This window comes from Filibacter tadaridae, assembly GCF_900609045.1.
Classification (GTDB): domain Bacteria; phylum Bacillota; class Bacilli; order Bacillales_A; family Planococcaceae; genus Sporosarcina; species Sporosarcina tadaridae.
Window position 1 is genome coordinate 39,626 of record NZ_UXAV01000017.1, and the last position, 17,700, is coordinate 57,325.

At 43.8% G+C, this 17,700-nt stretch carries 15 protein-coding genes and 1 tRNA gene; 10 read left to right on the forward strand and 6 right to left on the reverse strand.

Annotation, left to right across the window (positions count from 1 at the left end):
• Positions 1-295: 295 nt before the first annotated feature.
• Both FILTAD_RS01390 and FILTAD_RS01395 read left to right on the forward strand, forming a co-directional pair.
• Positions 296-2,026: an ABC transporter ATP-binding protein gene (locus FILTAD_RS01390; RefSeq protein ID WP_124068717.1), complete on the forward strand. Its 1,731-nt coding sequence runs from the start codon at positions 296-298 to the stop codon at positions 2,024-2,026.
• A complete protein-coding gene (locus tag FILTAD_RS01395) occupies positions 2,019-3,848 on the forward strand; it encodes an ABC transporter ATP-binding protein (RefSeq protein ID WP_124068718.1) in 1,830 nt (609 codons plus the stop codon). The genes FILTAD_RS01390 and FILTAD_RS01395 overlap by 8 nt, the downstream gene beginning before the upstream one ends.
• A 61-nt stretch (positions 3,849-3,909) precedes the next feature.
• On the opposite strand, the gene FILTAD_RS01400 is transcribed toward FILTAD_RS01395, so the two are convergent.
• On the reverse strand, positions 3,910-4,380 hold the full coding sequence (locus FILTAD_RS01400) for a YusW family protein (protein WP_160117541.1): 471 nt from the start codon (positions 4,378-4,380) through the stop codon (positions 3,910-3,912).
• Positions 4,381-4,719: 339 nt separating this feature from the next.
• Positions 4,720-5,739, reverse strand: coding sequence for a DUF2804 domain-containing protein (locus FILTAD_RS01405; protein ID WP_124068720.1), 1,020 nt, complete (start codon positions 5,737-5,739; stop codon positions 4,720-4,722).
• Between the two features lie 68 nt (positions 5,740-5,807).
• Here FILTAD_RS01405 and FILTAD_RS01410 point away from each other — a divergent pair.
• Positions 5,808-5,880 (forward strand) — tRNA-Ala (locus FILTAD_RS01410).
• Positions 5,881-6,040: 160 nt separating this feature from the next.
• Entirely contained in the window at positions 6,041-6,526 is a 486-nt protein-coding gene (locus FILTAD_RS01415) for an amidase domain-containing protein (protein WP_124068830.1), read from the forward strand.
• Positions 6,527-6,613: 87 nt separating this feature from the next.
• Here FILTAD_RS01415 and FILTAD_RS01420 read toward each other — a convergent pair whose 3' ends face one another.
• A complete protein-coding gene (locus FILTAD_RS01420) occupies positions 6,614-7,459 on the reverse strand; it encodes a DegV family protein (protein WP_124068721.1) in 846 nt (281 codons plus the stop codon).
• A 190-nt stretch (positions 7,460-7,649) separates the two neighbouring features.
• On the opposite strand from FILTAD_RS01420, the gene FILTAD_RS01425 reads away from it, so the two are divergent.
• The gene (locus FILTAD_RS01425) at positions 7,650-8,237 is read left to right on the forward strand and encodes a nitroreductase family protein (protein ID WP_124068722.1); all 588 of its coding nucleotides are present in this window, start codon (positions 7,650-7,652) and stop codon (positions 8,235-8,237) included.
• 123 nt (positions 8,238-8,360) lie between these two features.
• On the opposite strand, the gene FILTAD_RS01430 is transcribed toward FILTAD_RS01425, so the two are convergent.
• Positions 8,361-9,758, reverse strand: a complete 1,398-nt coding sequence (locus FILTAD_RS01430) for a dipeptidase (protein ID WP_124068723.1) — start codon at positions 9,756-9,758, stop codon at positions 8,361-8,363.
• Positions 9,759-9,915: 157 nt separating this feature from the next.
• On the opposite strand from FILTAD_RS01430, the gene FILTAD_RS01435 reads away from it, so the two are divergent.
• The 4 genes from FILTAD_RS01435 to FILTAD_RS01450 all read left to right on the forward strand — a co-directional run bounded on the left by FILTAD_RS01435 (position 9,916) and on the right by FILTAD_RS01450 (position 14,334).
• Positions 9,916-11,151: a hemolysin family protein gene (locus FILTAD_RS01435; protein WP_124068724.1), complete on the forward strand. Its 1,236-nt coding sequence runs from the start codon at positions 9,916-9,918 to the stop codon at positions 11,149-11,151.
• 552 nt (positions 11,152-11,703) lie between these two features.
• Positions 11,704-12,249, forward strand: coding sequence for an RNA polymerase sigma factor (locus tag FILTAD_RS01440; RefSeq protein ID WP_124068725.1), 546 nt, complete (start codon positions 11,704-11,706; stop codon positions 12,247-12,249).
• Between the two features lie 98 nt (positions 12,250-12,347).
• Positions 12,348-13,805, forward strand: a complete 1,458-nt coding sequence (locus tag FILTAD_RS01445) for a phospholipase D family protein (protein WP_124068726.1) — start codon at positions 12,348-12,350, stop codon at positions 13,803-13,805.
• A 28-nt stretch (positions 13,806-13,833) separates the two neighbouring features.
• Positions 13,834-14,334, forward strand: a complete 501-nt coding sequence (locus FILTAD_RS01450; RefSeq protein ID WP_124068727.1) for a hypothetical protein — start codon at positions 13,834-13,836, stop codon at positions 14,332-14,334.
• On the opposite strand, the gene FILTAD_RS16025 is transcribed toward FILTAD_RS01450, so the two are convergent.
• Both FILTAD_RS16025 and FILTAD_RS01460 read right to left on the reverse strand, forming a co-directional pair.
• Positions 14,250-14,435 carry an SE1832 family protein gene (locus FILTAD_RS16025; protein ID WP_124068728.1) on the reverse strand — a complete coding sequence of 62 codons (186 nt, stop codon included), beginning with the start codon at positions 14,433-14,435 and terminating at the stop codon, positions 14,250-14,252. The genes FILTAD_RS01450 and FILTAD_RS16025 overlap by 85 nt on opposite strands.
• A gap of 25 nt (positions 14,436-14,460) precedes the next feature.
• Positions 14,461-15,525, reverse strand: a complete 1,065-nt coding sequence (locus tag FILTAD_RS01460) for a PseG/SpsG family protein (RefSeq protein WP_124068729.1) — start codon at positions 15,523-15,525, stop codon at positions 14,461-14,463.
• Positions 15,526-15,735: 210 nt separating this feature from the next.
• On the opposite strand from FILTAD_RS01460, the gene FILTAD_RS01465 reads away from it, so the two are divergent.
• The gene (locus FILTAD_RS01465; protein WP_238988116.1) at positions 15,736-17,661 is read left to right on the forward strand and encodes a cation:proton antiporter; all 1,926 of its coding nucleotides are present in this window, start codon (positions 15,736-15,738) and stop codon (positions 17,659-17,661) included.
• The last annotated feature ends 39 nt before the right edge of the window (positions 17,662-17,700 follow it).

Here is a 17,700-nt window from a genome sequence, read left to right on the forward strand (position 1 = left end):
TGTTGTAATGTACTATATGCTAATTAAAAGAAATATGCAACTAAGGCAATAAATTGGGTGGTTGGTGCTAACAATCCGGTGCCAGCTGCTGCCACAATTTGAAAAGCACAAATGGTGTCAGTAACTAAGCATCGGGTATGTGACCCTCACCCCTATATGAAACTATGAAAAAAAGTCATTTAGAAAAATTCTATAATTCTGTCTGATTGGCTATACACACCCCGAGTCCTTGTGGCATAATAGGGACTATCAGTAACTAATTCGTAAAACGAAAGATTTGTTGGGGGTCAAGAGAATGAAAAAGATTTTTTCCTATGCGATGCCATATAAATGGCCCATTGCGATTGCGTTGTTTTTGATGCTCATGGAGTTGGCTGTCGAGCTAATTCAACCACTGCTTATTGCAAAAATTATTGACGAAGGAATTATTGCGGGAAATGAAACGGTTATTTGGACATGGGGAAGCGTAATGATGGGACTTGCAGTTATCGCTTTCTCCGCAGGTGTCATTAATTCGTTTTTTGCGTCACACGCGGCACAAAGCTTCGGTTATGATTTACGTCAAGCATTATTCCGCCAAGTACAAGCTTTTTCAATGGCGACGTTCCTTAGATTTCCTACTTCGGGACTGATTACGCGGTTGACGAGTGACGTAACAATGGTGCAAAACGTTCTGTTCATGGCACTGCGAATCATGTTGCGTGCACCACTAACTGTTATCGGCAGTTTGATCATGGCGTTTGTGGTCAATGCAAAACTTGCACTATTCTTCTTGATAGGTGCACCATTCCTACTCGTATTCCTTTTTATAATGGCAAGAAAAGGAGTCGGCTATTTTTCGCGTGTCCAGCAAAGGCTTGATCATGTGAATGGGGTCATTCAGGAAAACCTGAAAGCTATTCGGCTGATTAAAGCTTATTTACGCGGAATGTATGAGGCAAGTCGCTTTTCAAAAGTATCCGATTTTTTAAGGAAGGATACAGTAAAAGCAATGCGTATGATGGAACTTATTTTGCCTGTTCTCCTCCTCGTTATGAATATTAGCTTGATGGCTGTGCTATGGTTTGGAGCAGTTGAAGTGAGCAATGGTGGAGCGCAAGTCGGTGAACTGGTTGCGGTTATAAACTATGCAATGCGGATGACAGGGGCTTTCTCAATGTTTGCGTTCATCATCGTTGCCTTATCGCGTGCGAAAGCGTCTTCCGAACGGATGGAAGAAGTTCTTCGTGCGGATGAGGACCTGGAAACGCATAATATGGAAAGCTCAGGTCTTAGACAACGTGAAGGTGATTTACGATTTGATCATGTTTCCTTCCACTATCCTGGGAAAGTAGAACCCATTTTGGATGATGTATCTTTTCACGTGGCTTCCGGTGAGAAACTCGCCATTATGGGTGCGACAGGATCGGGGAAATCTACTTTACTGAACTTGATTCCACGTATTTTCGAAGCAACTGAAGGGGAAATTAGTGTAAATGGAATCGAAGTGAAGGATTGGCTGTTGAAAGACCTACGCGATTGCATCGGACTTGTACCCCAACAATCGATTTTATTCACAGGGTCGATTTTGGATAACTTGGCATGGGGAGATACGGATGCCCAAGTCGATGAGTTGGAAGAGGCGGCAAGAAAAGCGCAAATTCATGAATCAATTGATTTGTTTCCGCAAAAGTATGGTACCCGGGTAGGACAAAAAGGAGTTAACTTGTCGGGCGGGCAAAAGCAGCGTTTATCCATTGCACGGGCTCTTGTGAGAAAGCCGTCAATCCTTATACTGGATGATAGTACAAGTGCGCTTGATGTGAAAACGGAAATGGCACTGTGGGATGCGCTTGAAGGGGAAGATGCCACAATGCTCGTCGTCACTCAAAAAATCCGAACAGCTCAAGGAGCAGATAAAATCCTTCTGCTTGACGCTGGAAAAGTGGTCGGCTATGGAACACATAAGGATTTGATGAAGCAATCCGCACTATACCGGAAAATAGCGATATCCCAATCAGAAGGCGAGGTGGCGTCTGATGTCTAACGCAATCCGAAAGCCATTCGGCTATGAACCGATTATTAAAAAAGAGGATATTAAAGGACCGAACCGTAAGAAAAAAGAGCGTGCGAAAGACTGGAAATCTGTATTGCAGCGGATTTGGAAACTTGTTGACGAGCAACGGGTGCTTCTTATTACCGTTCTCTCACTTGTTTTTGTCAGCTCTGTATTGGCTTTGCTTGGCCCTCTTATGATTGGGAAGATTATTGACAACCACATTATTCCCATGCGGTTCGATGGCCTCGGCCTATCCATTTCATTGCTCATCGCGATTTATATCGGGTTATCATTTGCAATGTATTTTCAAAGTTTTTGGATGGTAGGGATTGCACAGCAAACGATATTCCGTTTACGGACAAGTTTGTTTGCGCATCTTCAAAATCTACCTGTTCCATTTTTTGATAAACGCCAACACGGTGAACTGATGAGCCGTGTGACGAATGATATTGAAAACGTCAGTCAAACGTTGAATACTTCCTTCATCCAAGTATTCTCTAGTATTTTGACGCTTACAGGAACATTTGCGGTCATGCTGTATTTGAGTCCGCTACTGACATTATTGACGATGATTATTATACCCGTCATGTTCATTGCGATACGGTGGATTACACGCCGTACGGGAATTCTGTTTAAAGAACAGCAACAGGCCGTTGGTGAATTGAATGGGATGATTGAAGAAACGATTTCAGGCCAGCGCATCGTAAAAGCGTTCTCACAAGAGGAAAATGTAATGGAAGAGTTTGCACAAAAAAGCGGCAGGCTTCGTCGCACAGGATTCTGGGCGTTGACTTATTCTGGATTTATCCCGAAAGTGATGAACTTATTGAACAATGGGAGCTTTGCTGTCGTTGCAGGCGTTGGAGGTTTATTGGCGCTTAGGGGAGATGGAGTTGTCACTATCGGCACTATCGTTATATTCTCGGAACTTGCACGTCAGTTCACACGGCCGCTCAATGATCTTGCCAATCAGTTCAACACAGTTCTATCAGCGTTTGCTGGAGCGGAACGGGTATTTAAAATTATTGATGAGCCAATTGAAAAAGATGATGCGACGGAACATCTAGATACAGTTTTACAAGGAGACGTCGAATTCCGTAATGTATCGTTCGGCTATGCAGTCGAAACGGACGGCTATACGATTGATGATGTTTCTTTTCATGTGAAGTCCGGAGAGACCGCGGCTTTTGTCGGGGCGACAGGGGCAGGGAAAACGACAATTATGCAGTTGCTTTCCCGGTTTTACGAAATCGATAAGGGCGAAATCTATATTGACGGCATACCCATTAGTGAGTTGCCGCGGAAAACGTTGCGCGGTCAGACGGCATTTGTTTTGCAAGATCCGTTTTTATTTGAAGCAAGTGTGTTTGAAAATATTCGTTATGGAAAACTGGATGCAACGGATGAAGAAGTGATTGAGGCGGCAAAAAAGGCCAATGCACACAGTTTCATCAGCCGCCTTGAAGATGGCTATAACACGGTTTTGACTGCAGACGGCGGCGAGATTTCTCAAGGGCAAAAACAGCTATTGTCCATTGCAAGAGCGCTCGTTGCGGATCCAGTATTGCTTCTTTTGGATGAAGCAACAAGTAGTATCGATACTGTAACTGAACTTGAAATCCAGGAAGCACTCGACCGGCTTATGGAAGGCAGGACGAGTTTCGTGATTGCACACAGATTGAACACGGTTCGAAAAGCGGATACGGTCTATGTAATGGAGCAAGGAAAACTGATTGAATCAGGTAATCAACAAGAACTCATCGAACGCAAAGGTGTGTACTACACCATGTTAGAAGAATCTAAAGTCTGAAACGGAAAAAAGGGCTACAAGGACGGTTAAAAACCATCTTTGTAGCCTTTTTCTATAAGCGTTATTTCACTCTCTCAATATCCAAGTTTGTACCATCGTCGAAATTGACTTCAAGATCAAACTTTGTGTATGTTTCCAAACCGTAATATTGCAATACTTTTTCAACCACTTCGTCTTCTGGTGTGTCTTTTGTAATCAGTATATCCATGAATAGTTTATCAAGCTCATCCATCGCTTCGTTGTCTTTCAGCTTGGTGTTTGTTAATTTATTTTCGTATTCCCCTTCGGCTTTCTTTGTTACATCGTATTCAGTGTCAATGGCATCGTTGCCGTCAACGTCTATTTCAAGGTCAAATTGATCGAAGCCATAGCCATCACCAGTTTCAAGGCTTCCACCTTCTTTTTCGTTTTCGTGAATAATATCAGCATCTTCTCGATTATCCTCGTTTGCATTTTTCCCGAAGTTACCACAACCACCCATTAATAGTGCGCTTGACAAAGCAATAATAGCAGCAGCTTTTAAATTGGCCAATTCCTCCATCACCTTTCGTTTAATCGTCCTACTTATTATTTTGCCTAAAAATAAGGAAGTTAAACAAAAGGAAAACTTTAGAAAATGTAAAGGTGTGTAGTTTATTCGTATGGGATTAAAGGAAGTCCACTGAATCCCACTTTGGCGCTTGGGGATGCCTCTCGCAATAAGCCTGGCAGAAGATCGTTGCCAGTCTTATTGCTTCGGCTACCCCTTGACGCTCCTTCGCTGGTTTGTGCCACATTCCCGGTGTCGAGTTACTGACACCATTTGCTCACTTCAAATTGTGGCAGATGCTAGCATTCGGCTACAATGCTGACACCGAGTTCAGTACAGAAATCACCATTTTGCGTGATGCTCTTCTGTGCAGCCTAACATTTGTCGAATGGCTAATAAAGAACCATCGTGAAGACGGACTCGTCCATTAAAGTATCCGACTACTTGATGGACTTCTGTTTGGACGATTTTGACGTTCGTTGTTGATGCTCTTTCAAAAAATGGGGTGAATGTCAAATCCACTATATCCGAGAACTTGGTCCGGATTTGCCACGGCTTCATGTAGTTTTTAGAATCATATGTAAAGAGGACATCTTCATGGATTTTCGTCATGATGCCGTCGATAAACACCGCGTTCTCCGTCATTCCTGTTCCATCCGTCCATTTCCCGCCGAAGTTAAGCCCGATTCGTCGTCCACCAAGACGCTGGGATGCCATAGCCCAATTCCATTCCGCTTTACGTGGCCAAACGCCGCGGCCGTAATCGAGAACCGCGAAACTGAATTCAGGATTAAAGTCATAGCGTTTGTCACCGATTTTCACGAATCCCGAGGTGGGGAGTGTATGGTGTTTTGCCGTGAATTGGAATACTTCCCGGCTTTTTGGGATTACCACGTTCAAGGAATCGTCGTTATCCGGGTGTACAATATGGAAATCAGCATGGAGCACTTCATTGTCAAAGTCAGGGATTGTTACAGACAGATGTGTTTCACCTTGAATATGAACAATTTGTAGCGTCAAATTGTCATTTGTAAACTTGACACTCGTAAGCACTTCTTCGGGCATCTTGACAGTCCGACCCATTGGAATAGTAATCTGTTTTTCATAAAATCGTTGCGTTTCGTAATCTAAAATATAAACAAAACAAACAGCGGCGTAATCGAGATGACTGATCGTCGCGGAAAAGAGAAGATCCTCACCGTACACACACCAATAATTCCATTTCTTCTTCCTCATGAAATGGCCTGTCAAATTGCTTTGGATGATAGGTTGTCGAGAAAATCCTATCGCTTCCGGATTCAATAACCCTTTGCCAACACAAAGTGCAACGGGCTCGGTAATTTCTCTCTCTGCATGCTGCATGTCGAACGCCTCCAGCTACTTGTCTTTTTTGAATATACTTGCTATAATCCTTATTGTACCAAACTTTCGGGGGATTAGCTCAGCTGGGAGAGCGTTTGCATGGCATGCAAAAGGTCAGGGGTTCGAGCCCCCTATTCTCCATACATAGATTTACCAGGGATGTCCGTTATTTACGGGCGTCTTTTTTTGAAGAATGAACACATTGATGAAAAAATGCAAGAAGGGTCCGACTCATGCCTTTTGCTATGTATGCATTCCAACCTTCTCCAATTCATACGATGGCATGAGGAGGGGGTTTACGATGTACGATAGAGAAGCCGCAGTGCGCTACGCGGATAGATGGTGGAACGACCGCAACCCGGCATTTCCTTCGTTTGATGTAGACTGTACGAATTATATTTCGCAATGCCTACTGGCGGGAGGCGCGCCGATGCATGGCTATCCCGATCGCGAAAGAGGCTGGTGGCTTCAAAATGGGACGTGGAGTTTCAGTTGGTCCGTTGCCCATTCGTTACGATGGTATTTGGCGGGTTCGAAAAAAGGACTCACCGCAACGCAAGTTTCCACTGCTGAAGAGTTAGGATTGGGAGACGTTATTGCCTACGATTTTCAAGGGGATAGCCGATTCGATCATTCAACAATCGTCACGGCAAAAGACGGCGCCGTACCGCTCGTCAACGCGCATACCTATAACGCGCAACATCGCCACTGGGCATACAAAGATTCATATGCCAGCACACCCGCAGCGCGCTACATCTTCTTTAAAATCAACGACAATTTTTCATGAATGAAAAGTGTGACCTTGCACTTGGATCGTCTATATGTACAGAAAAAGTCGTCCATTCCCTCGGGGTGGACGACTTTCATTCGTTGCTCAATCAAACCATAAAACAGCAAGTGTACCCTCGCCCGCATGTACAGCAAGTGTCGAGCTGACATCACCGATTTCCACTTCGAGTCCAGGTAGCTGATCAGTAATCTGCTTTTTTAGCTGCAGGGCTTGTTCCATGACATTGCCGTGCATCAAATAAATTTTCTTTTTGCGTTCATGTTGACTTTCCGCTACTTTATCGACCAAGTATTGGAGCGCTTTTTTCTCGGACCGAACTTTTTCAATCGCCAGCAATTCTCCCTCACTTGAAATCTGGACAATCGGTTTCACTTTCAACAAGCTTCCAAGGAAGAATTGTACGCCGCTCATGCGCCCGCCTTTGTACAATTGTTCAAGTTGTCCGATTAAAATATAATTGTGCAAAGTACCCGCCATTTTTTCAAGCTGTTCTTTTACTTCAGGAACGCTTGCACCGCTCTCAACCATTTCCATCCCACGTTCGATCAAGCCTGTAATTCCGTAGGACAAGGCTTTGGAATCGATGAAGGTAACGGGGAAACCGGCAATGTCGGCACCCGCTGTTGAAGATGCGAGTGTGCCACTTAATTTTGCGGAAACGTGAATAGCGATAGCTTGTTCATAGTCTTTTGCAATTTCCTTGAAACGTTCAGAAAACTCACCAGCCGATGGTTGTGAAGTTTTTGGGAATTCTTCAGCTGCTTTTATTTTTGTATACAATTGAGGTGGTTCTAGGTCAATTCCATCGACAAATTGTTTTTCACCGAAATGTATATTCAATGGGACCGAAAAAAAGTCGGGATGGATCTGTAATGCCTCAGGAATGTAGGCTGTGCTATCCACAATCCATGCTAATGGTTTTTTATCCATAAGAAAAACCCTTCCTTATCTACATTTTTACTATACATAATACTATAACATGCAAAGTAATAGAATCGTATTCCGAAAATTCAATAGGGTTAATTAAATCAAGGATGAATGACCGCAATTTTGAATGAATCCGCAAAAAGTGAAGCAGATGGGGTATAATGGTCAAAGTATGTGTAAGGAGGAAATGCCGATGAATGAACAAGCACTATCTGTGAGAGACGCAATTATAACGCGTCGTTCGATAAAGAACTTTAATGGACAACCGGTTGATCAGGAAAATATTGCTGAAATACTTGAGGATGCTGCATGGGCTCCGAACCATGGCAATCGCAATCCGTGGCGTTTCGTCATTGCGGCCGATAAAGATTACGTGAAATTTCTTGATGTCTTGCGTGAATATGCTGTACCAAAGTGGAAAGAGTTGCCTAAAGAAGACGTGGAACGGCAAATGAAAAAGTTTAAGGGACCGGGTGCAGTCGCATTTGTAATTGTTCCCGAGGATGTCCGTCAAAAGGAACGACTTGAAGATTACGCAGCGGCAAGCATGTTCATTCAGAACATATTGCTTCTCGCGTGGGACAAGGGAATTGGGACGTGCTGGAAAACGCCTGGATTCCTTGATAATCCGAAGTTCAGAGCAGAACTTGGCGTCAAGCCCGAAGAGCGGATCATCAGTATGCTACAATTTGGCTACTTTGATGAAAAGCCAAAAGGTCGCCCGCGTAAACCGTTGGAAGAAATCGTTACGTATTATGGCCATGATAACGAAGCGCAATAACTTGATGCCTGGAATGCATGTTAGTATGCATTTCAGGCGCTTTTTTGTTTAAAATGACATCATCAAACCTTTTATGGAAAAATGAAAAACCGAATCCTCTTGGTGGGGATTCGGCATGTACAATCATTTTTTCAAATCATCTTTCGAAAAGCCGGCAATTTCATAATAATAATCACCGATTACACGTAGACCTTGGTCGAAGTTTTCCAAATGGAAATGTTCGTTTGGCGCGTGGAAGTTTTCGGAAGACAATCCAAAGCCCATCAAGACTACAGGTAATCCTAGAATTTCATCGAATGCGGCAACAATCGGAATCGATCCGCCGCCACGTGTATAAGCAGTCGGCACATTGTAAATTTTTTCGTAAGAGCGTCCTGCCGCTTGGATAGCTGGGTGGTCAAATGGTGTAATGAATGGTTTTCCTTTGTCGAACTCGCTGACTTTCACAGTGACGCCAGCTGGTTTATGTTTCTCGATATGGGCTTTCAACTTCTCGACGATTTCGTCTGGATCCTGATCGGGTACTAAGCGGCATGTGATTTTTGCGCCTGCTTCAGCGGGCAACACGGTTTTGATGCCCTCGCCTGAAAAGCCACCAAATATGCCATTCACTTCAAGTGTCGGACGGGCCCATGTTTGTTCAAGGTAGGTAAAGCCTTTTTCCCCGAACAGTTCAGCTACACCGACTTCTTCCTTCAGTGCTTCTTCATCAAAACCAAGTGCTTTATATGCTTCCCGTTCTTCGTCTGATAAAGGTCGGACTTTATCGTAAAAACCGTCAACTGCAATCGTGCCTTCCTGATCGCGGAACGATGCAAGAACTTCAGCAAGTGCATGAATCGGATTTTGGACACCGCCGCCATATAAACCGGAGTGAAGGTCACTTTGAGAGCCTTGGACGTCAATCTGAACACCAGTAAGTCCGCGTAAACCATAACATACAGCAGGTTGTCCGGGACCTTGCATACCAGTATCGGAAATAACGATGATATCAGCCGCAAGCTTGTCCTTGTTTTCCTTAATATACTTTTCGAGATGCGGGCTACCGATTTCTTCTTCACCTTCAATGATGAATTTCACATTGACTGGCAAGCTTCCCGATTCTTTCATAAGTGCTTCAACAGCTTTGACATGCATGAACACTTGTCCTTTATCGTCACTTGCGCCGCGTGCAAACAATTTGTTGTCACGCACTTCAGGTTCGAAAGGTGCGCTGGTCCATAGGTTCAACGGATCTACAGGTTGTACATCATAATGGCCATACACGAGTATTGTCGGTTTGCCTTCCGCATGAAGCCAATCGCCGTAAACGACTTGATGGCCATCTGTTTCGTCAATCGATACATTTTCAAGTCCTACTGAGTTGAATGAATTCATCAACCACTCGGCAGCCGTTTTCATATCACCTTTATGTTCAGATAATGAGCTAATACTCGGAATACGAAGGAATTCTTTTAATTGACCAAGATGTTCTTCTCGATTTTCTTTGAAATAGCCGTCCAGTGTTTGTAAATGTTCCACTGCAATCCCTCTTTTCGATTAATTTCGTGAATAGAAATAGTATAGCAGAAGGAGAAATTTTGAGTTAGTAGAACAGACTGGAATAAGTATATTATGGTATGATAATTGGAAAGTTAGTAATTGAACGAATTTGAACGATTCCCAGGAGGGACAGCAATTGTTTATCGCACTCGCATTCTTTTTGTTCATGTCGTTTTTCCTCTCAGGAAGTGAGACGGCACTTACAGCAGTTAATAGAATGAAGATTAAGCTTCAAGCCGATCAAGGAGACACTAAAGCAATTAAATTGCAGCAACTGATTTCTAAACCGGACCGAATGATTACAGCTATCTTGATCGGAAATAACATAGCGAATATTATGATGCCGACAATCGTTACAATGATTGCATACGATAAAGGGCTGAGTGTCGGTTTATGGACCGGTGTGTTAACCGTGGTTCTTATTGTTTTCGGCGAAGTATTGCCTAAAACGATTGCAGCCACTTTTGCTGATCGGATTGCCTATGTTGTCGCACCACCCATTTCAATTATTGTGAAGCTTTTGTTACCGCTTACAGCTTTGCTTGGGTTATTCACCAATGTTTTCATCCGCATCATTTCCAAAGGTACAGTTACGCAAGCCACATTAACGAAAGCTGAACTACGATCAATGGTGGACATCGCTTCTATAGAAGGAACTTTTGAACAGGATGAATCAATCCGGTTGAAAGGTGTACTAGATTTCCCGGAAAAAGACGTATCCGATGTTCTTGAAACGCATCGGACGGATGTCGTCGGGTTGCCGATTGAGGCAGAATACGAGGAAGTGCGTGACACGATTCTTGAGAATTCTTACACACGTTACCCGGTCTACGAAGAAAGTCTGGATACCATCATTGGTATTTTCTATTCAAAAATGATTATTGGATGGTCGATGGAGCCGGGGCAAAAGCTAGGCGATATGATTGACCGCGATTTGTTATATGTCGTGCAGTCTGCAAGTGTAGAGAAAGTTTTTAAGATGATGCTTGCGAAGAAAAAGCATATCGCAATTGTTTTGGATGAATATGGTGGGACGCTCGGTATTATCACACAAGAGGATATTATTGAAGAGATGATTGGGCAGGATATCGAGGATGAGACGGATGAAGATGAAGAGGTACTTGTCTACGAGAAAACAGACACGATGCTGAAATGTCACGGTCGACTAGAAATCATCGATGCGATGGATCTATTCGGGATCGAACTACCGACCGACCATGAAACGCTTGGAGGATTTGTTCTACAAGAATTGGGACATGTACCTGAACCGGGCGAACGATTCACCTATGAAGACCTACTTATTGAAATCGAAGAGATGGACCGCAATCGAATAATTAGCATGGCCATTACAATTCGGGATGAAGATAACTGAATGGATAGGTAAACCCCGATGCCTAGGGATGGCATCGGGGTTTTTGGGGTCTGTAGAGGCTAGGCAGGCCGCTTTCACTTTTCTTATTGTCCAGTTCAAGCGGCCAGATGCTCGGGTCATAAGCCAGTCCAGCTAAGCGGCAAAGAGCGCCGCTTTTCTGGCCCGTCTTATGCCTGTCGCATCTAGGCAGGCCGCTTTCACTTTTCATTGTCCAGTTCCAGTCGCCAGCCTCTCGAGTCGCTTCAGCCTTAGGGAGAAAGGCAAAGAACGCCTTTATCCCTAAGGCTTCCAGCGCTTGTCGAGGCTAAACGGCGCCTTCCACTTTTCTTATTGTCCAGTTCAAGCGGCCAGATGCTCGGGTCATAAGCCAGTCCAGCTAAGCGGCAAAGAGCGCCGCTTTTCTGGCCCGTCTTATGCCTGTCGCATCTAGGCAGGCCGCTTTCACTTTTCTTCCTTACATGTTTGTAAGTTAAATGAAAGAGAATAAGATGGTTTGAAATGTTCAAATTGCTGATAATGGATACAGTAGCAAGAAGACAGGAGCGTTTGAATATGAAAATCAACTTAAATGAATTATATGAAGAATATGGACGTTACATATATCACCTTTGCCTAAAATTGACGCGTAACAAAGAAGAGGCTGAGGATCTTATGCAAGATGTCTGGGTGAAGGTTGTTCGCTATAGTGGGCGGATGGATGGCGTTGATCATATGAAAGCTTGGTTGACAACAATCTGTATGAACACTTTCCGTGACCGTTACCGCAAAGACGTTCGACGCAGTAAACACGTTATGAACCAGCCTGATACATTAGACGTTCCGTTACTGGATTTGGTTCCCAGTGATAATTTATCGCCAGCGGAACTGCTTGAGCAAAATGATATCCAATCGCTTGTTCAACAAAAAATTGGTCAACTCGATGCGATTTACAAAACGACTATTGAATACTTCTATGTCCATCAGTACTCGTTAATTGAAATTGCGGAAGCGATGAAAGTATCAATTGGTACAGTGAAATCACGGTTGTTCCGTGCAAAGAAATACTTGAAAGAATTAATGATTGAAGACACTGCGGTACAAGAGTACGTCATCGCATAAGGGCATGGCCGTTTTCTGGCTATGCTTTTTTGTTTGCAAATCATGTACGCAGGGAATTCATTAATTGATAGACAGGGTAGTTGAACGGGGTTGATGGAATGAAAGAGAACGAGAAAAAAAGGTTCAGCAAAAAGAAATGGATTCTACTCACAGGTTTTGTTTTGTTTGGATTGCTTTATATAAGCGTTATATTATGGCATACATATAAACCACTTCCGGAAGGGATTTCATATGCAGGGGAGATTCACTGGACAGATGATGTCGAGCTGTTCACCGACTTGACGTACGCGCAAAATAAAGACGGGGATGGCATGGAGCACGAATTGACTATTTTCGATGAAGTGTACAAAATGATTGACGAAGCTGATCAATTCATCGTACTTGATTTTTTCCTGATGGACCATTACACCGATGAAGGCGTTGACTTTCCGGAAATTGCGGAGGCGTTGACTGCCAAACTCGTAAAGAAAAAAGAGGCACATCCCGATATGCCCATCACGTTCATCACGGATCCATTGAACACGGGGTATGGTTCTTATGAATCCAAATGGTTTGGCAAGATGGAAGACGCAAGGATTGACGTCGTCTACACGGATCTTGAACCGTTGCGTGATTCCACGCCCCTTTATTCAGGTCTATACAGAACGTTATTCCAGTGGGTGGACTTTGGCCATAACGGATGGATTGCCAATGCAATGTCGAGCAAGGCTCCTAAGATGACGCTTGCTTCATACATCACTTTACTGAATGTTAAAGCCAATCATCGAAAAACCATTGTTACGGATAAAGAAGCGCTCGTCACATCGGGGAATCCGCATGACGCGAGTGGTTTTCACGGTAATGCCGCATTGACGGTGAAAGGCGGCATCCTGAACGATATTTTGGAAGCGGAAGAGGCGGTCGTGAACTACACGACCGGGGGAACGTTGCCACGTGTCGATGCAAAGCGCTCGAACGGCGGAGAGTATGCCGTTCAATACTTGACTGAGAAAAAGATTCTCGATGCGATGCTTGATGATATTGCAAAAGCACAAAAAGGGGATACCATTCGGATAGGTATGTTTTTCATTGCCAAACGCGATCTCGTCAATGCACTCGTTGAGGCTTCGAATCGCGGTGTCCACGTCGAAATGATTTTAGATCCGAATGAAAATTCTTTTGGAAATGAAAAGTCGGGCCTTCCGAATCGACCTGTTGTGCAGGAAATGGTGGAAGACTCCGCAGGGAAGATCCATGTCAGGTGGTACAACACAGTCATCGGGCAATACCACACGAAACTTGTGGTAGTTAAGACTGCGGATGAAACCTATATTTCAAACGGCTCTGCCAATCTGACGGATAGAACGCTGGATAACTATAATTTAGAAGCGAACTTACGAGTGATTGCGAAGAGTGATAGTGAACTGGTGCGTGATATTGACGCCTACTTTACTAGACTTTGGGAAAATGAAGATGCGATGTATACACTGGATTTGGAAGAATATCAGGATAGTTTTACATTCTTCCAACGGGGGATTTACTCCCTTCAAAAGCTGCTGAAATTGACGACGTATTGAAGCGGTAGGTGTTTTATGGGCGTTACCGTTGCTGATTGATTGCTTGGCAAGGAGTAATAATCGCCAACTGCCGCTGATTGATTGCTTAGCGGGTTGGAATGATCGCGAACCGCCGCTTATTGATCGCTGGGCGGGTTGGAATGATCGCGAACCGTTGCTTATTGATCGCTTGGCGGGATGGAATGATCACGAACCGTTGCTGATTGATCGGTTGGCGGGTTGGAATGATCGCGAACCGCTGCTGATTGATCGGTTGGCGGGTTGGAATGATCGCGAACTGCCGCTGATTGATCGGTTGGCAGGTTGGAATGATCGCGAACCGTTGCTGATTGATCGCGAACCGCCGCCAATTGATCGCTTCGCAAGGAAGATTGATCGCCCCGCAGACCCATACACCCGAACAACAAAAAAGGCTGTCCGATTATTCATCGGGCAGCCTTCTACTTATTCCAAATCATCTAGTTGTTTATTCAACTCAGCAAGTTTTTCTTCCAACTTGGCGAGCCGGACCTCCGCTTTTGTTACATAACTGTCATTACCAGTTGATTCGAGTTTCTCGATATCGCCTTGCAAACTGATATAATCCATTTTGAGTTCAGCAATCTCACTTTCTAGTTGACGTTTATTCATAAAAGAAAACACCTCGCATTTTCTCTTAGTGTAGCATATTGGATGTTGCTTTTCTTGTCAGATTGTCCACTGATCGTTTCGGATACTCAAGATAATAGCGGATTGCTTCGCATACGGCATCTTTACCGTCGCCGAGACCAAGTGCGGTTTGTCTTGCGATCGCTTTTTTACGGAGCGGTTCGTGTAAGAGAGGCTCCATAATGGCATTTAGTAAACTCGATTGCTTCACTTTGCGACCAAGTCCAAGGTGGATGAATCCATGTTGCTCTTTGGGGAATGCTAGGCCGACTTCGAAATCATTTTGTGCAAGTACAACACAAGGAATCCCCATTACAGCCACTTCATATGGCATGTATCCCGAGGCACATAAAATGATATCGGCAGTTGAACATACTTCTGCAAAATTATACGGCGGAAGTTTTATGAATGTATTTCGTCTACCAAGCGCCATCATTTGAAGTGCACTCGAATCATGTGGATAGCGCTCCCCGATTAGAACAGTCACTTTTAAAGGAATTTGCAATTGCATCATATGCCTAAGTGCACGATACGATAAGTTACCGATATCTTCATCGCCAAACGAAATGACGAGGTGTGGAATATAATTCGATTGCTCTTTTCGAAGACCAATTTTTTCAAAAGGGACCATCAAATCATCAGCTATAAAACTTTCGGTTCCGACGACATAATGCTCTGGAACACTGTCGTTTGAATCTGCATACAATGTCTGGAATACAAGGTCGGCACTGTTTCCACCGTCTCCAAAATCATCGAAATGGATAATAGAAGGTACGATTGTCCTTACTTTTTCGACCTCTTCCCGTATTGTGGACCCACTATCGCGTATTAAAAGATCAGGTTTCATTACCGATAACGCATTTAAAAAAGCGCGGTTTCCAACCGCAGTGACGCTTTCGAATCCTTCGGGTGCCGGCGGAGAGTTCTCTCCACATATGAATTGAATAGTCACTTCTTCTTTCAATGTATTTGCAATCATAGCGGCTCGACGTTCGGGGTATGTCCCTTTTTCATCTGCCCGTGAAATATGGATGGCAACTGTCTTTTTCTCTTGTCCGTCTATTGGAATCAACCCTTTCTTAGAAATTCAATGAGTCTGTCCTTCTAGCGTATGTAAAGAAAAAGTAGGATATGCCTTTTTTGAAAGCAAGAAAATGCACCGTTATGTAAGTGGGAAACACCTTATTGATCCTATCAAATAGCCATCCATTCAAATCAATGGACAGCGACGGTTATTATGTTAAACTAGCATTTAATTAAAGTTTGGAGTGGGGTGATTCCATTGTTCGATTCATTATTGTTTGACCTGATGCTAGTCATCTTAATTGGGATATTATCGCAATGGATAGCGTGGAAATTCCGCATGCCTGCGATTGTTATTATGTCTGTCGCTGGGCTGCTTGTCGGTCCTATATTCGGTCTCATTAACCCGCAAGAAAGCATGGGAGATTTATTCGGACCGATCATTACATTTGCAGTGGCAATCATTCTTTTTGAAGGTAGTTTGAACCTCGATTTCAAGGAAATTAAAGAATTCAGCAAACCGATTGGACGCATCGTGACGATTGGCGCATTTATTGCCTGGATTGCAGGATCGCTTGCGGCGCATTACTTGGCCGGTCTTTCATTTGCGGTTGCATTCATTATCGGCGGTTTGTTCATCGTAACGGGTCCAACGGTTATTTTACCGCTGTTACGGCAGGCAAAATTGAAACCGCGACCCGCCGCCATTTTGAAATGGGAAGGGATTGTCGTTGACCCATTCGGTGCACTTCTCGCTGTATTCGCTTTTGAGTTCATCAAATTCCTTAATAGCGAAGTAACACTAAAAGCACTTCTCTTATTCTTTGCAGCATCTGTATTTGCTGTACTGATTGGGTGGGTAGCCGCCCGGATAATCGGCAACGCATTCGAACGTGGCAGCATACCCGAGTTCCTGAAAGCACCAATCTTATTTGTCGTCGTTATTTCCGTTTTCGTTTTGTCAGATGAAATTATGCACGAAACCGGACTTCTAGCTGTTACAGCGATGGGGATTACCATGGCAAATATGCATTTGACGACACTCCATGACGTTCGGCAATTTAAAGAGAATATATCCGTCCTTCTTGTTTCGGGTATATTCGTAATGTTGACCGCATCACTTGATCCGCATATTCTTATTGAAATTTTCAAACCGAACATTATTTTATATGTCCTTGCTATGCTCTTTATCGTTAGGCCTTTGTCCATTTGGTTATCGACAATCGGCACGGATATGAGTATACGGGAAAAAATACTTGTTGGGTGGATTGCGCCACGCGGTATTGTAGCACTTACTGTATCGGGTTATTTTGCAACGATTTTGTTGGATTCGGGATATAAGGATGCAGAAATATTAACAGCATTGACATTCGCTCTTGTCTTTTTCACAGTTGTTGTACACGGATTCTCCATTGGTTTTATCGCCAAAAAGCTGAACCTTACAACGACGGACGAATCGGGTGTACTTATTGTCAGCGGCACACGTTTTGCGGCTGAACTTGCAAAATCGGTCAAAGATACTGGCAATGAAGTACTTCTAATTGACCAATCATGGGCAGGTTTATCACATGCGAGAAAGTTAGGGCTTTCCAGTTACGTCGGTGATATCCTATCGGAACAAATTGAATACCATCTCGATTTGACGCCTTATCGCTATATGCTCGCGATGACGAAGAGGGATACGTACAATGCGCATATTTGTGCGGACTTTGCACCTGATTTAGGGCATGAACATCTATTCCAAACGGCATTCCATGTCGGAAAAGACGTCGATTCCTTCAACATTACAGGAGGACAAAAGCTATTTTCACCGGCCATTTCAATTTATGACTTGGATGAGCGGATGAATGCAGGGCATGTAATCCGAAAAACAACCATTACGAAACAATATAGTTATACACAATACCTTCGTGAACGGGACGATAAATCAATTCTTCTGTTTATCCTACGTGTAGATGGTACAATTGAATTCTTCACATCAGAAGTCGAACTACGGGCCGTGGCTGGGGATATAATTGTTGCATTGACGTCTCCTGCAAAAACAATTGAACGTGTGAAAGAACGTCTGGAAGTGGGAAATGGAAATAAGCCAATTCCATATGAGAAAATCGAAGAACGGTTTTCGGAAGTGGAAAAAGCGGTAAAACCAGCTATTCCAGGGGATGCACCCCTTTCAGCACAATAAAGCGTCGGAAAAGTGGTTTGCTGAGACCGTTTTCGGGTC